Annotated in this window: 12 protein-coding genes; 4 read left to right on the top strand and 8 right to left on the bottom strand. The window is 44.0% G+C overall.

Features of this window, described 5'->3' with window-relative positions; genetic code table 11:
- Positions 1 to 11 precede the first annotated feature (11 nt).
- Positions 12 to 1,154: a DUF3541 domain-containing protein gene (locus AB4138_RS01525; protein WP_017060606.1), complete on the bottom strand. Its 1,143-nt coding sequence runs from the start codon at positions 1,152 to 1,154 to the stop codon at positions 12 to 14.
- Positions 1,155 to 1,437: 283 nt separating this feature from the next.
- Here AB4138_RS01525 and AB4138_RS01520 point away from each other — a divergent pair, with 283 nt between their 5' ends.
- Together AB4138_RS01520 and AB4138_RS01515 are read left to right on the top strand one after the other, a co-directional pair.
- The gene (locus AB4138_RS01520) at positions 1,438 to 2,793 is read left to right on the top strand and encodes a diguanylate cyclase (RefSeq protein WP_102394160.1); all 1,356 of its coding nucleotides are present in this window, start codon (positions 1,438 to 1,440) and stop codon (positions 2,791 to 2,793) included.
- Between the two features lie 163 nt (positions 2,794 to 2,956).
- Entirely contained in the window at positions 2,957 to 4,606 is a 1,650-nt protein-coding gene (locus tag AB4138_RS01515) for a DEAD/DEAH box helicase (RefSeq protein ID WP_372125960.1), read from the top strand.
- A 567-nt stretch (positions 4,607 to 5,173) separates the two neighbouring features.
- On the opposite strand, the gene AB4138_RS01510 is transcribed toward AB4138_RS01515, so the two are convergent.
- Positions 5,174 to 6,703 carry a DUF3612 domain-containing protein gene (locus AB4138_RS01510; protein WP_372304758.1) on the bottom strand — a complete coding sequence of 510 codons (1,530 nt, stop codon included), beginning with the start codon at positions 6,701 to 6,703 and terminating at the stop codon, positions 5,174 to 5,176.
- Between the two features lie 169 nt (positions 6,704 to 6,872).
- On the opposite strand from AB4138_RS01510, the gene AB4138_RS01505 reads away from it, so the two are divergent.
- Positions 6,873 to 7,469: a hypothetical protein gene (locus tag AB4138_RS01505; RefSeq protein ID WP_372138103.1), complete on the top strand. Its 597-nt coding sequence runs from the start codon at positions 6,873 to 6,875 to the stop codon at positions 7,467 to 7,469.
- Between the two features lie 127 nt (positions 7,470 to 7,596).
- Here AB4138_RS01505 and AB4138_RS01500 read toward each other — a convergent pair whose 3' ends face one another.
- The 6 genes from AB4138_RS01500 to AB4138_RS01475 all read right to left on the bottom strand — a co-directional run bounded on the left by AB4138_RS01500 (position 7,597) and on the right by AB4138_RS01475 (position 14,415).
- Positions 7,597 to 8,613 (bottom strand): GGDEF domain-containing protein, encoded by a 1,017-nt coding sequence (locus AB4138_RS01500; RefSeq protein ID WP_017060611.1) that lies wholly within the window; start codon positions 8,611 to 8,613, stop codon positions 7,597 to 7,599.
- Between the two features lie 457 nt (positions 8,614 to 9,070).
- Positions 9,071 to 9,283 carry a cold-shock protein gene (locus AB4138_RS01495; RefSeq protein ID WP_004740083.1) on the bottom strand — a complete coding sequence of 71 codons (213 nt, stop codon included), beginning with the start codon at positions 9,281 to 9,283 and terminating at the stop codon, positions 9,071 to 9,073.
- 358 nt (positions 9,284 to 9,641) lie between these two features.
- Positions 9,642 to 10,919, bottom strand: coding sequence for a cytosine deaminase (locus AB4138_RS01490; protein ID WP_102332003.1), 1,278 nt, complete (start codon positions 10,917 to 10,919; stop codon positions 9,642 to 9,644).
- A 9-nt stretch (positions 10,920 to 10,928) separates the two neighbouring features.
- Positions 10,929 to 12,167, bottom strand: a complete 1,239-nt coding sequence (gene codB, locus AB4138_RS01485) for a cytosine permease (RefSeq protein WP_032545811.1) — start codon at positions 12,165 to 12,167, stop codon at positions 10,929 to 10,931.
- Positions 12,168 to 12,847: 680 nt separating this feature from the next.
- Entirely contained in the window at positions 12,848 to 14,071 is a 1,224-nt protein-coding gene (locus AB4138_RS01480) for an HlyD family secretion protein (protein ID WP_017066494.1), read from the bottom strand.
- Positions 14,065 to 14,415 carry an MFS transporter gene (locus AB4138_RS01475; protein WP_017066493.1) on the bottom strand — a complete coding sequence of 117 codons (351 nt, stop codon included), beginning with the start codon at positions 14,413 to 14,415 and terminating at the stop codon, positions 14,065 to 14,067. The genes AB4138_RS01480 and AB4138_RS01475 overlap by 7 nt, the downstream gene beginning before the upstream one ends.
- Positions 14,416 to 14,548: 133 nt before the next feature.
- On the opposite strand from AB4138_RS01475, the gene AB4138_RS01470 reads away from it, so the two are divergent.
- Entirely contained in the window at positions 14,549 to 15,556 is a 1,008-nt protein-coding gene (locus AB4138_RS01470) for an AraC family transcriptional regulator (RefSeq protein ID WP_017061786.1), read from the top strand.
- Positions 15,557 to 15,561 lie beyond the last annotated feature (5 nt).

Here is a 15,561-nt window from a genome sequence, read left to right as displayed (position 1 = left end):
TAGGTATGTTGCTAGTTCTTCGGTGGTTGGTTTTTAATGAGTCCGTAAGGGATGTTAGTAAACACCTTAGGGTTGCCTTCATAAGTCGGCGCTTCATTCACTTGCTGCCAATCGAGTAGCATGATTGCTAACACGTTGCGGTGTTCACCGTACTCAAGATCAAAATCACCAGTGATAGAAGGGATCATGCCTTGTTTCTCATCGATTGAAGCTTGAATCGCGAGTCGAGTTTTCTCTAGAACTGGGTCATCTTCTAAACCTGCCAATAAGAAGGTTAATCCAACCTCAGCAATCACATCTTCTTTCGCACGCAGCAGAATCGTATCGATGTTTTCTCTAAAGTAATCGTAGATCCATTGATGGTCTTGTTCGCTTACTTGATGTTGGTAATATTCTGAGTCGCCGAAGATGACGTGTGTCATACCATAGATCTTATTGCCGAATTGCTGGCTTGAGAGTTTTTTGTCTTTATCGTCTGGATACGCTTTTTTGAAGGTATCGACAAACTCATCAACGACATCCTGCTCACCCAGTTGGCGCAACCAGTAAACCTGATTCGCTAATTGAGCGGCCCACGCTTTCACCATGTCTTCATTGGTCACGTATCGTGAGAAGTCATAGCGACGAATGATTTCGCGTAGCTTGGCATCGTTCTTGTGTTCTAAACCGTATTCGTTAGCACGAGCCATAGAGCCTAGAAGGTCAACACCAAGGTAAAGGTATTCAGGCATGTGCTTGGTGATGTTGTAGCGTCGAATACTGCGCTCATCGTTATCACCAATATAAGATGCAACTCGCTTCTCTGAGTAGAGTACGATTTGTTCCATGGTTTGAACGTCATTCGACAGGGTGCTGAGCTTGCTTGCCACTCGAGCCATGTCGCTCCACACCGCCGCTGAATACTTATCGTCTAATGTTTGACGATACATGCGCAGCCCGTAGTGACCTTCTTTGAATGCAGGCAGGGTGTAAAGCTGGCTTTCGTAGGTGGTGCGAATTAGGTCTGCAGATTGCTTGAAAGATTGTTCTTGAGAATTGAGCGAATCTGCTTGGGATTGAACGTTCACTGCGGTTGGCGCTTGAACGTTTTCTTGTGCGTGAACGGCAACCGAGGCTGATAGCAATGTACACAGTGTGATAGTTTTTAACTTCATGTCGTGAGGTACCAAGCTGATTATTAGTCTATGTAAAATAACATTGATGAATCCGTCAATGTAAGCGTTGAGTCAATACAATGTAAGCTTTATAAGGTTCACTAACCCTTTTTGATTAAACCATTCGTTTAGTAAAGAAGTTTGAAGTGATGGATCACTCAATATTTGATAGATAGTCGACGTCAGTATGGATTTTTAATGACTTAGCGGCATACTGGGGCAATAAGCCAGAAATGAGCCGTTATAAGGCAGTATATAGAACAATAGTGTTAGAGGTTCGTAAATGCCAAGTGGTTCTAGCAAGCAGTGGTCTGCCAGAGTAGTATCTTTTCTTTTTTTCCTTGCGATAGTAAGCGCAATTGAGTTCTTTCATGCCAAGCAATTAACTTTTCTTAAAAACGAATCGTATTCAGAGGCAAAAAAGCAACTATCCATTATTCGTTCTCGGATTGAAGCCGCGATCGTGTCAGATATGTATATCCTCAATAATTTCTCGACCTTAGTGACCATCAACCCCGATGGTGAGGTGAAAAATTGGGATAAGATTGCTGAGAATATCATTCAAGATGGCTTCCATATTCGACTTATCGGACTCGCCAAAGACGACATTCTAAACTTTGTTTACCCGATGGAAGGTAATGAGCAGATTCTCGGTATTAATTATCGTGATCACCCAAATCAATGGGAGTCTGTTGAGATAGCCCGTAATCTTGGCAACACCTTTATTGCCGGTCCTTTTGAGCTGTTTCAAGGTGGACAAGCCCTCATTGCACGCACTCCGATCTTCCGAGATCCGCCTTTTAATCAAGATTATTGGGGTGTCTCCAGTGCTGTTATCGGTTTAGATGAGCTGTTTGAAGATGTTGGAATCGGCAAGATCGAGAACAAGTATGAATTAGCAATTCGTGGTGCAAACAGTTCAGGGAAAGATGGCGCTGTCTTTTATGGTACTCAGGATGTGTTCGATAATGCGTTCGCCACTGAACAGGTGAGTTTCCCATACGGGGGTTGGTACCTTGCTCTCTCCGGTAACGAACATGTATTGATGGATGAGCCTTGGTATCGAATCCAAGCGGTAAGGCTGGTAGGCTACTCCATTATATTAGTGTTGGCGTTTGCCTTCTTTACTATTTATCGTCTGTACCGGATTGCAGATAGCCGCTCTATGCATGATGAGCTAACGATGTTACCGAATCGTCGATACTTCATGTATAGCCTCAAACAGGCCTTCAAAACCACTCAAAAACAGAGAGCGAGAACCTTTGCCGTTGTAAATATCGACCTCGATGGGTTTAAAGCAATCAACGACACTTATGGTCACGCGGCAGGCGATCAGGTATTGATTGAGTGTGCTAACCGCATCAGAAGTGAGCTGCGTGTTTCAGATATCGTCGCAAGGATAGGCGGTGATGAGTTCTTGGTCTTGTTGCCACGCATTATCGATGATCAACACGTATCGTCGATCGTGACTAAACTACGAAAGGCGATATGCTCGGCACCAGTTGTGTACGACGCGCACTCTATTTATCTCAGAATCAGTGTGGGTTGGGTTATTCACAATAACAACTACAATGATGTCGATGCGCTCTTAAAAGCCGCTGATGAAAAAATGTACGAACAGAAGCGACAAGTTATCTAGGTTGAATTTTAGCTGCGATTAGAATTTAGTTGCTGAATGGGGGGAAAAGCCTCAGAATACCGCGCTTTGCTCCGTATCAATGTATTTGATGAGCAAAAGCTGAAGCAACGCACTTTTTAACGTGTTGCTCATACTAAATGTTATTCAACTGAGAAAATAATCTATGAGTTTTACCTCCCTTGGCCTTTCTGAACCGATCCTTAAAGCTATTGAAGCACAAGGTTACGATAAGCCATCACCAATACAAGAGAAAGCCGTGCCAGCTGTCCTAACGGGCAAAGATGTTATGGCCGCTGCTCAAACAGGTACAGGTAAAACTGCAGGCTTCACGCTACCTATTCTTGAAATGTTATCGAAAGGTACTCGCGTACGTCAGAACCAAGTTCGTGCGCTCGTGCTAACGCCAACTCGTGAGCTTGCTGCGCAAGTGAATGGCAGCGTAGTGAAGTACGGTATTAACTTACCGCTGACTTCGACGGTAGTGTTTGGTGGTGTGAAGATTAACCCTCAGATGCAAAAACTGCGTAAAGGTAGTGACGTGTTGGTGGCAACACCGGGTCGTCTACTTGACCTATACAACCAAAATGCAGTGCGTTTTGACCAACTAGAAATCCTAGTGCTAGATGAAGCGGACCGCATGCTAGACATGGGTTTCATCCGCGATATTCGTAAGATCTTAGCTTTCTTGCCTAAGAAGCGTCAGAACCTACTGTTCTCAGCGACGTTCTCTGATGATATCCGCAGCTTAGCGAAAGGCTTAGTGAACAATCCTGTTGAGATTTCAGTAAGCCCTGCAAACTCGACGGCAAAAACGGTTGAGCAAAGCATCTACCCAGTAGACAAAAAGAAAAAGAGCGCAATGCTAGCGAAGCTAATCAAAGATAACGATTGGCAACAAGTGTTGGTGTTCAGCAAGACGAAACACGGTGCGAACAAGCTTGCTCGCTTCCTTGAAGAGCAAGACATCACTGCTGCACCTATCCATGGTAACAAGAGCCAAGGTGCACGTACTAAAGCCTTAGAGAACTTCAAAACAGGTAAGGTACGAGTACTTGTTGCAACTGATATCGCCGCTCGTGGTATCGATATCCCGCAACTGCCTCAAGTAGTTAACTTCGATCTTCCTCATGTATCAGAAGACTATGTACACCGTATCGGTCGTACTGGCCGTGCAGGTGAAGTAGGTAAAGCGATTTCATTGGTTTGTGCTGATGAAGTGGGTGAGCTGTTCGGTATTGAACGCCTGATTCAACAAGTGCTAGAGCGTCGTGAACTGGAAGGTTTCTCTCCTGTAAATAAGTTACCTGAGTCTCGGTTGGATTCACGTCCAATCAAGCCTAAGAAACCGAAGAAAGCAAAACAGCCACGTGAACATGCTGATGGTCAACGCTCTGGTGATAACGCTCGCGGGCACAAGCCAGCAGGTAAGAACAAGCGTCATGTAGCTGGTAATGGTTCGGCTCCAAAGCGTAAGCCGACATCTGGTAAGAAACCTGCTGAAAACAACTCAGCTGCGACAACTGAAGATAAATCAGTAAGAAACAACGGCAGCAACTTTAAACGCGGTAGTGCGGGCAATAAACCTGCTGCAAATAACGCAGGTGCTCAGAACACTCTGAGCAAACCAAGCGGTTCGGGTAAATCTAGCGGTACTGGTAAGCCAAACAACGCGGGTAAACCTGCAGGCAAACCTAAGAAGTCTGGTTACGGCGGTAGCTACGGCCCAAGCAAGTCGTCAAATAAGCCGACAAGCAACAAACCTTCTACAAACAAACCGTCTCGAAGCCGTTCTAAGCCAGCTCCTCAGAAGTAATCTTTTCTGAGATATTGAAAGAGCAACGAACATGAGTCGCTTTATAAAAAGGCGTCTCGTGGGTTAAGTTCTTTCTGTCATAGAAATCGAATAAGCGCGAATATTGAATCTCAATGTTCGCGTTTTTTTATGGGCGTTGTTTAGGGTGTTGTTTATGTTGAGTAACCGTATAGCTTGAGTAAGCTAGGGGAGGTTTATTGCTGTTTAAAGTGATTGAATCTAAGGGAAATATGACATTTTTGGGAAGGGTAATGAATCTTTAATTATTCATTAATAATAACATAATCACTAGCGTTTTTGTTGGATTTTGCAATTTGCAATTCCAGTTTGCAAAACAAACAAGGATATCCGGCCAATACGTGTCCAGATGCGTAGTAAATACGTGTTTTAAAAGTTGGCACGCATGCTGCATTAGTAATGGTGACCCTTCTTAAGCCGAGGGTCACCTAGCCAACTGACGTTGTTAGTGAACCTTTTTTGTTCACACAAAATATATGACCAATCACCCTTATTGTGATTGGTTTTTTTTTGCCTGAAATTTAGGTTCTATTTTTTGTTATTACTTTTTTACTCACCACACTTAGAGTAACAGCTTGGTTGGCGTGGGCATTCTCCACCTCTGGAGCAGATAAGCCTCGCCTCTGTCTCAATCCCACGTTCAATCCAATTTATATTTAGAATCTTGGCTATTGTCGTGAGATCTTTTTTGATGTTACGCGGAATTGCCACAGAGCCACCATTGTTAACGCATGACGCTTTAAGCTGCTCTGCTATGTCTCTTGAATTACCGCCTTGAGCATCAATCGCAGGGTTGAGATCTATACCAGCACACAACACACGATTGTTACCCGCAGGATCCGTCATATTGATGGATTCACAGCAGTAGATTCTTGGCTCATCACCCACGTTCAAAATGGAGATTTGAGCCGAGCTTCCCGCTCGAGGTTCTGATAATCGACGGAACACAGCCCAATGTTGACATGGGTCAGCGACCGTTCTCATATTTCCCCAAGGTAGCGGAATCCCGTTCCCGCGATATACCGCCTTGAGTTTCCCCGGCCCATAAGCATCAAAGTAGTGCCAGTGAGGGTAGGGCGATACTACAGTCATTCGACGCATCGCAACAGAGGGGGAAACCCCTGCTCTTTTGTGAACGTCGATTTCGTAACCAGTGCGGTCAAGTAGCTGCCTAAACGGGACTTTCGGGCACAGAAGTGCGCCAGCAAAGAAGCTGGATTCAAAGTCTCGCCATGCTTGAAGAATATCTTGGGAGTTGAGCTGTGAAGAGCTTGATACCTGGTTGTCGTCCCACGTGTTGTTGTTACCGACCGACAACACACTCTTTAGGCCTTCTTTGCTGTGCAGAATGCAATGACCGATATAAACCGAAAGGTCGTATTTCAGACGAGTTGGATACTCTTTAAGAATCTCGTTTAAGAAGATAGTACCGGGAGGCTCAAAGAAGGAGGTCACTAACTGCTTAGCGTTAATTCCGAGCTCATCGACGACGTCTTGCGGCGTGCGTGTCACCCAGCGGATGTTGATTCCTAGGCTTCTAGCGATGTCTATCAGGTCTTCTACGCTGAGGTTAAGACGTTTTAAGCCTACTTCTTCCGCAGCGCGCTCAAGGTCAGGGAAGTGGTTCTGGTTGCTCTCTTGGTGTGCTCGAATCAAGAGGTGCGCAAACTGGCGGCCTGAAATGCCCGTTTGTGACAGCATCTCAGGAATCGCAATTTGCAGGATGTCGTTTGAGAATAGGAAGCTCGGCTCGAGCGCCATGCCACTTATCCCACCACGATTCCCCTTATCAGGAGCAATGGCTTGTTGTTCAGATTCGTCGTCGAGGAACCACGTCGGATTCTTCTGAAAGACCTGTGCAATCACTTCCAGCATATCGATGCTCGGAACCCGCTTTCCACGTTCAATCATTGAAAGGTAAGAAACGGAAGGGGCGTATTCTGGGTTGATTCTAATACAACGCGCAGACAGGTCTTCCATCGTTAAATGGTTACGCTTCCTAAGATTTCGGATTTTCGTACCTAGGAAATGTGACTGACGAACTAAACTTTTTGACAAGGCCATATTTGTAAAATTCACATTGTAAAATTTTTGTTGTGAAATTGTATGTAAAAAAGCGCTAATCTACAAACTAAGCAATTCACAAAATGACAAATAAATTAAACGTTAGTTTGGAATAATTGCTCTAGGACACATTTTTGCTGTAGAAATCGGTGGTTATCACCGGACTGGTCAAGAGGGAAAGACTATGAATATGCTTACATTCGATAAAACAGAAATCCAAAAACAATCAAAGCCATTTATCGCTGAAGCTGTCTTTGCTGTGGAGACAATCAATGCTAATCAGCAAACTGAAAAGCAAGTGAAAGCAAAGCAGCTGCTTGATCGACTATTCCCACTAGAGAATGGTTCACATCAAGACGTAACCAGCTACGTAGTCGATTACCGCCATATTATGGCTTACTTTAAAGACGGTCAGCACAGCGGTCTGAAGCACCCTAAGCAGTTTGTAGCGTACATGGGTGAGAAGAACGACCCAGACTCTATCTTGTTTCGAGATGGCAGTGGCAGCCACCTAGAGGTGATGTTTGGTTGCCACAAAGGGACAGGTTGTATTGAGCTAATAGAAATTGATGATATTCAGTTGGAATCATGCACCACGTTTGGCCAATCACCAATGGAAGCAACAACCACAATGCGTGAAGAGACCATTGCAGCGATGCGCCACTGGATCAGTTTGATTCAAGGTGACGCAAAGGGTAAACCAAAGGCATGCAGTGAAGATAAAGAGTTCAGAGCAAAGAGTGGTGAAGACTACTGCTTGAATTATTGCTTCCAGATCTAACGGTGAATCCTAGTTAGCTAAAGTAATTTATACAACTAAAGAAAAAGCCCCGAAGATAATGTCTTTGGGGCTTTCTAGTCTCAATACGAGCCGACTAATATGTCGATAAGAGCATTGTTGGTGTGTTTTACAAAGGCATGACTCGGTTACGGCCAAGTGATTTCGCTTCATAAAGTAGCTTATCAGCACGTTCAATCAGCGATTGAGCTGATTCGCCGGGTTCAAGTTCAGCGACACCAAACGATGCAGTGATACTGCCGACTTGTTGACCACTGCGGCGATCTTTAATCGACAGCTTTTCTAGAGAGCGACGATTGGTATCAGCGAGTTGACGAGCAATACGCAAAGACTTGTTAGGCACAATCAGCGCGAACTCTTCACCACCAAATCGATAGGCAGAAATACCTTCACGGCAACTTAACTTCAGCTTGCGAGCGATCGCTTTAAGCACCATATCGCCAAACAAGTGGCCATAGGTGTCGTTGAAATTTTTAAAGTGGTCGATATCGAGAAGAATCAGACACAAAGATTGTTGTGCTTCACACAGGGTTTCTATGTCACGGTCGAAAGAGCGACGGTTATAGAGTGTGGTTGTACTATCGAAAAGCGCATCTTTCTGAACTTCTACTAACTGGGTTTTTAGCTTGGTGATCTCTGAGGTTGCAGAGTTTAGCTGAGAGTTTAAAAACTGAGTAGAGTGACGAATATGACGGGATTCAGACACCAGCTGTCGAACTAAGGACATGACTTCATCAATAGATAGGCTTTCATTATCAACACGAGCCAAGTCCTCGAAGCTTTTATCGATCATGTCAGAAAAAGCGGAGGTGTCGGTCAGGGTGTCATTCATTGAATTGGAAACTTCAGAAACTAACAGTTCCAAATTAGCGCGAAGGTCATTGATATTGGTTTCGGATTTGCTGGCAACATAATTGTTGTATAGCTGCTCACCAACGGCAGGAGGACAAATACCGTAGTGTTCTAAAACACCATCCATGTCTTGAGTCAGCTGGGGAATAGCGTTATCGACATAGGTGTACCAAAGTGCGTAATTTGCAGGTGTCGTTGACACCCTGTTCTTCATCATAAGAGGCACCGCTTTTTTTAGATTTGCGGTGGATTTCTGAAATTCGTCTTTGTTCATTATTTTTACTGCAGATACCAAAACAACTAAGCCACTTGCGAACAAGGTTAGCGGATTTCGAAGGTCTTTGCTTTAAAAATTATATGATTAGTGGATGAGGGTTGGATAAATAACTCATTTTTATTATGAATATCGATTGCGTATTCATAGGCGTAATCTAATGGATTGTTCTTTAACCATATTTGGGCTTATCAAACTTTCGGCGTAGCGTGAGTTAGTATCAAAAGATTACTGAGAATTAAGTGTTGTCTAGGGAAGTGCATACAAAAAGTGACGTAAATTGATCGTTGAGCTTTAATTGAGAAAGTCTAGGTTGAGGACGCTTGGCTGGTGATTTGCATTTGTTCAGAGTTTACGGGGGAAAGCCTGTATCGAGAGGGGAAATGTTTATAAGCAGGCATAAAAAAGCGCCGATAAAAATCAGCGCTTTAAAATTCTTTTTAGCTATAAGAGCTAATTATTGAGCAACAACGTTTGCTGCTTGTAGGCCTTTTTGACCATTTTCAACTTCGAAAGAAACCTTTTGGCCTTCTTTCAGAGTTTTGAAGCCTTCAGAAACGATTGCACGGAAGTGTACGAATACGTCAGCGCCGCCGTTGTCTTGAGAAATGAAACCGAAACCTTTCTCTTCGTTAAACCATTTTACAGTGCCAGTATTTGTGTTAGACATAATTTGTCCCTTATTCATAAATTTTCTAAGTTGTTGATTGCATTTAATGCAATGCGCTGATAATTGAATTATTTAATATTGCTAAGAAATAAGGAAAAACTACTTACAAAAACGGGTAACGATTTTACATGTCAATTTTTTACTATTCATCTAACTTAAATAACTCCGGCTAACAGAGCGAGAGCATGTTAACACAGTCTTTTGAGATGTACACGCATTGCTTAAGAAATTTGTGCTTTTTTTGTCATACCGTGCGAATGTACAAGATTTACACTGATTTAGTGATAGTTTTGTCGCTTCGTCCAACACAACAAAAGGAAGCATCTCAGCTTCCTTTTGATCATTAGTATAGACGATATTAACGCTTAAAGTTGATATCTTCAGTTTGATCTAAATTTATTTTTGTTTTCGCTGGTTGAGTCTCTGCAATCACCTTACCGTGGCGTATTGAGTACTGCACTGGTACTTGGCGGCGTACTGCATCAAAGCCATTGTCAGCAGGAAGAATCAGCAAGCTACCTGGCTTACCTTCTTCGATACCGAAGTTGTCTTGAATGTTCAATGTGCGAGCAGAGTTCTTGCTGATCAAATCAAGTGAGTTGTTGATTTGGTCGTAGCCCATAACCTGTGTTACATGCAGTCCCATGTGCAGAACTTGAAGCATGTTCGCTGTGCCCAGTGGGTACCATGGGTCAAACACATCATCGTGGCCAAAACAAACGTTGATGTCTGCTGCTAGCATCTCTTTAACGCGCGTTACACCGCGGCGTTTCGGGTAATCGTCGAAACGGCCCTGTAAGTGAATGTTCACTAGCGGGTTTGCCACGAAGTTGATACCTGACATCTTCAATAGACGGAACAGGCGAGATGTGTAAGCACTGTTGTACGAACCCATTGCAGTGGTGTGGCTAGCAGTTACTTTCTCGCCCATTTCAAACTTATGAGCAAGGGCTGCTAATGTTTCCACAAAGCGAGACTGTTCGTCGTCGATTTCATCACAGTGAACGTCGATCAGACAGTCGTACTTGCGTGCAAGCTCGAACACATAATGCAAAGATTCAACCCCGTATTCACGAGTGAATTCGAAGTGAGGGATAGCACCGATAACGTCAGCGCCGATCTTCACTGCTTCTTCAAGCAACTCTTTGCCGTTAGGGTATGAAAGAATACCTTCTTGAGGGAATGCAACGATCTGGATGTCGACCCACTCTTTCATCTCTTCACGAACTTCAACCATCGCTCTTAACGCAACGAGTGTTGGGTCAGACACATCAACGTGTGTACGAACGTGTTGAACACCGTTAGCTATCTGCCATTTCAGTGTTTGCTTGGCACGAGACTTTACGTCTTCGATTGATAGCAGTTCTTTGCGCTCAGCCCAACGCTCAATACCTTCAAACAAAGTGCCAGAGATGTTCCAGTTAGGCTCACCAGCAGTCTGAGTAGTATCTAGGTGGATGTGCGGTTCACAGAAAGGAGTAACTGCAATGCCACCTTCAGCATCAAGGATGTCGCCTTGATGATTGATTTGCGCGCCATTATCGAGAATGCGAGAAAATTGACCATTTTCAATCAGAATCTGTTTCAAGCCTTCTTGGTCTTGAAGTTTCGCGTTCTTGATTAATAAGGTTGTCATAGTGTGTCCTTAAGCGGCCTGAGATTTCAGAGCTTTTTTGTTCAATAGAGGATTAAGCACAAGGTAACTGATTGCACCACCTAACACTGCGTTCAAAGGAACAACGCCAGGTAGGAAGTGACCAGCGGCTACGCCTGTTGCTACCGCGATAATGCCAGCCCAGTTAACGGTTTGGAACTCTGCATTTGCAAAATCTTTGTAACGTTTACGGTTCGCGAAGAAGTCGGCGATGATTACGCCACCAATTGGTGGAATCGCCAGCGAAAGGAAGGTTAACCAACCAACGAAGTTGTTGTATAACCAAAGTGCGAAAATCGTACCGATAATGCCGTTAATGATAGACATTGTAGTACTTGAGCGACCAGTGATGTTAGATAAACCCAAACCGGATGCATAAAGTGCATTTTCATTGGTTGTCCAGATATTCAAGCCAAGCACGATGATGGCTGGAAGCAGCAGACCTTGCGCGATCATCACATCTGAAATATCAGCCTGACCGGTTGCTGCTGCTCCTGCTGCGCCGAAGATAAACATCAGCGAGTTACCGATGAAGAACGCAACCATAGTAATTAATACTGCGCTTGCTGGCTTTTTACCAAAGCGAACGAAATCGGCCGTTAACGTACCCGCACTTACGAACGAACCTACAACCATTGCAAGAGCCATTGAAAAGTCCATTGGCGTCTCTGGTTTAATAAGTTGCAATTGCTCTAGTCCACCAACACTGTCTACCGCAGTCAGTACTGAGTAACCACCCAGAATCGCAATCGCAGGCACTGCAATCGCTGAAAGCACCATTAGCGCTTGAATGCCGAAGTACACTGTACCCGTCATCAATAAGCCAGATACGATAATCAAGGTGTTGGTATCAATGCCCGTTGCTTTTTGTACTGGAATAGCAAACATCGCAACACCCACACCAAACCAACCGACTTGTGTACCACCAAGTAAAGCAGAAGGAAGCCATGAGCCTTTAGTACCGAAAGAGAAACGAGCAAGGAGGTGGGTAGAGAGGCCAGTAGATGAGCCGATGTAGCCAAGAAAAGAAGTGTAAATACCGAGGATTAGGTTACCGATGAGAACGGCGAGGAAGAAATCGTTGAATGAAAGACCTGTCCCGAGTGAACCACCTGTCCACATACTTGCAGAGAAGAAAGTGAGTCCAAGCATTACCATGGTGAGTGAAGCGACTCCTTTCCTAGCCGATGTAGGAACCGGCCCTAGACTGTAGTTATTATCAGCAGCCATTTTTTACCTCCGCAAATGATCAAAATTAAAATTAACGGTCGCCGTATTGCAGGCAAACTTGCGCATTATGGTGATATAAATCACATAGTCAATGCTAATTTTGTCAATAATTGCCCATAAAAACCAGTTATTGCAGTAATTATCTCGTAAAACATAGGGTTATTTTCTGTCTTTATTTAAAAAAAACAAATAGAAAACGTTTTCTATAATGCGTTGGTTATCTGCTGTTCTTGGTTGGCTATGAATGCTTATTATTATACGTCTGAATGGGTGTCTGTATCGAAAAAGAGGGCGGTTGGCCAAACTGCAGGCAAAAAAATAGCCAATCGCAATAATCGCAATTGGCCTATATATTTTGTGAACAAGAATAGGTTCACTAACAACGTCAGTTGGCTAGGTGACCCTCGGCTTAAGAAGGGTCAATATATACATTGCAGTTAGTGTGCCAACTTTTAAAACCACGTAAAACGGCAGTTTTATAGCAATCTGGTGCGTATTTGAGCGTTTAATTTGCGTTTTTGAAATACCCAGTTGCAAAATGCAATTGCGATTTGCAACTTTAGAGTGTTTATTCGTTTTTCGGGTTTGTGTTCTTTCTGGCGACGAATGGTGAAATAAACAAAAAGCCCGTGCGATCTAAGAGCGCACGGGCTTGGGTATTGTTTCACCAATAGGAAGTATTAGATGGAGTAAAAGAAGTACAGTTGAGACTTCATTCTAATGATGATCCCCCGTATTACGTCTAGGAACGCCATAAAGCTGATAGGCTTCTCACCGCTTACCCACGCTAATCCGACAGAGCCAACAGGAATATCGTAACCCTCTGCCTCATCAATTTTTAAACGAACAAAGTGGTGCTTGTTCTGAAGGTTTTTGCCTGTGGTAACACGAACCTGCTCATCGATACCCAGCAAACTTGCTTGCGCTTCACCAGTGGCTTCTACAATGCCTTCTACGGTTGCAGAGAACACTTTTCCTGGGTATACCGCTGTCGCAAATTCCGCAGGTTGACCGACCTTAATATTACGAATCGCTTGGTGGTTAACTCGCATCAGCACGTACTTCTCTTCGGTATACATCTGGATACGAGGCATCATTGAAACACGCTGACCTTCACGAAGAATAAAGTTCGTTACAAAGCCGTCAGTCGGTGCCGTGACTTTGGTGCTGTTCAAGTCCCATTGTGCTTGTGCCAGTGTTGCCTTTGCTGAATCGACCTCAGTTTGCTTCTTGCTCACATTGGTTTCAGCTTTGTGGATGTTCAACTTCGCATTCTCGGCATCGACTTCTTTCTTGCTAAGCTGAGATTCCAATGTCGTAACGTTATACGTCGCTAAGTCTACCTTTGCTGTTTGTTGGTCGATGTCAGTTTCAGTGATCGTATGTTCTACCACTTTGTTTTGCTTCTGGTAACGATCAAGCGTCTTTGACTGCAGTACTAAGTCTGTTTTAGCCGAATCTATTTGTGCGACTGAAGCTTTGATGTCTTCAAGCGCCGATTGATAGCTGACTTTTGCAATGCTCACTTCTTGACGAGCTGTGTCTAAAGCGACCTCTGCAGACTCAAGTTGAACGCTGGCTTTGTCTCTTGCGATGACATATTTAGTGTCATCAATTTCGTAAATTAGCTGTCCTTCAGTCACATCCTGGTTTGGGTCGATGTGGACTTTGGAAGTTTTTCCCGACACATTAGTTGAATCGGGACGCAGCTGAATATGTGGAGACTGAACCACTGAGCCTCCCGATAGATCCATCGGAGTAAAATTGAGTAGGCCAACCCATACAAACAGCAACCAAGATGTACCCCCTAGGTACGCAAACGCCTTGGTGCCTTTGTTCCAAGGCATACCAACAAGTCTGAGTAAGTAAATGAACAGTGCCCAAATTGCCAAGCCTTCTAACATGTTTGGCTCTCCTCATCTTGCTTGTCGGAAGTTGTTTGCTCCTTGGTTGTGGTCGGTGACTTCCATGTGTCTCTTAGATTGATGATGGCTTTTTCCATATCAACGAAGGCCAAAATTACTGCTAGTACCCATACCCAGTGCCATACAAAACCAATCCATGTTAATGCGGTGATCAAACCGAGTTGTTGATGCTCTTTACTGTGAGCCTTGTTGATTGGTAATTCATGCACACGCCAGAAGCCGTAACATGCAGCAGCGATGGTTGCGACTAACACTACGCCTGCAACTACGTGTAGTGCGGTATCTGCGCCTGTTCCGACAAATGGGACACTAACTAAACTCATTGATATACCCTAGGTTAAATTGAGCACCGAGTGTTATTGATATCAGATTTAGAAGTTGATAATTTACCAATTACTTTAATAATGATGTCATTATGATTTGATCTGTAATAGTGACTTCTAAGTATGGTGGCTAATGAACAATTGTAACTTCTTAAGAGCATTGGGTATTTTGGGTATTTACCAATACGCAACGACTAATAAGGCTGTGAATACTGAGCAATTAGGTATTCCTAAATCGGTGTTTAATAACCCGATGAACCTTATCCCCGTAAGTGAAGTGGACAAATGGTATGGCTTACTTGAACAACAAACCGGTGATTCCGATATTATCTTGAAGCTGGCTGATAGAGTGGATATTGAAAGGCTAGGTCCTCTCTCTAACTGGTTTTTCTCGGGGCACGATCTGGCGTCGTCTATACGCCGAGTTAACATCGGGTTGCACTGTTTGCAGTCCGGGGCTTTTCTATATGGCGCTCAAGTCGGTAATTTCATCAAATGGTGCTACGACAATCCTGCTTATACTGAGGTGGGTAAAGTTCATGACTCAATTCGAGTTGCCATCTTTATGATGAAGATATTAAGGCGTTACTTGGGAGACGACTTTACTCCCGCAGCCGTCTCTATCGCAGGTTATCGCGAGAACACTCAACTCTATCAAGAGTATTTTGGGTGCAATATTCAGTGGGGCCAGCCACGAACTGAAATCTGGATACCAAGCCAGTCGAGGTTATCGAGCAATCAAGCCCCTTCTAGCGGCAAGATGAGCTTGGCAATGAACTTTCATGACTTAGATAATTACCTCAACATGCCTGATGCCGCGGATGAGCATAAGGTGACCTATGAGATGATCAATTACAGTCGCCATTTCGGCCTGCCAACACTGCATAAAGTGTCGAGTTTGCTTGGGTTATCTGAACAGCAATTTCAACGTCGATTGCATAACTTAGGCATCAACTTTTCTACCATTATGGGCTATGCGTTAAGTAATGTGGCGGTGGAGTTGTTGATGTATTCAGTGCCAATAGATAAAGTCGCGACGAGGCTCGGCTATACCAATGTCGCGAGCTTTAATCGGATGTTTAAGAAACATCGAGGTTTGACACCCAAGCAATATGTTGAGCGCCTAAAAACTGGCCTGTAACTATT

Origin of the sequence: Vibrio sp. 10N.286.52.C3 (assembly GCF_041468865.1) — a bacterium.
GTDB lineage: Bacteria > Pseudomonadota > Gammaproteobacteria > Enterobacterales > Vibrionaceae > Vibrio > Vibrio crassostreae_C.
The sequence above is the reverse complement of the archived record's forward strand: the minus strand, read 5'-3'. Positions and strand labels throughout refer to the sequence as shown.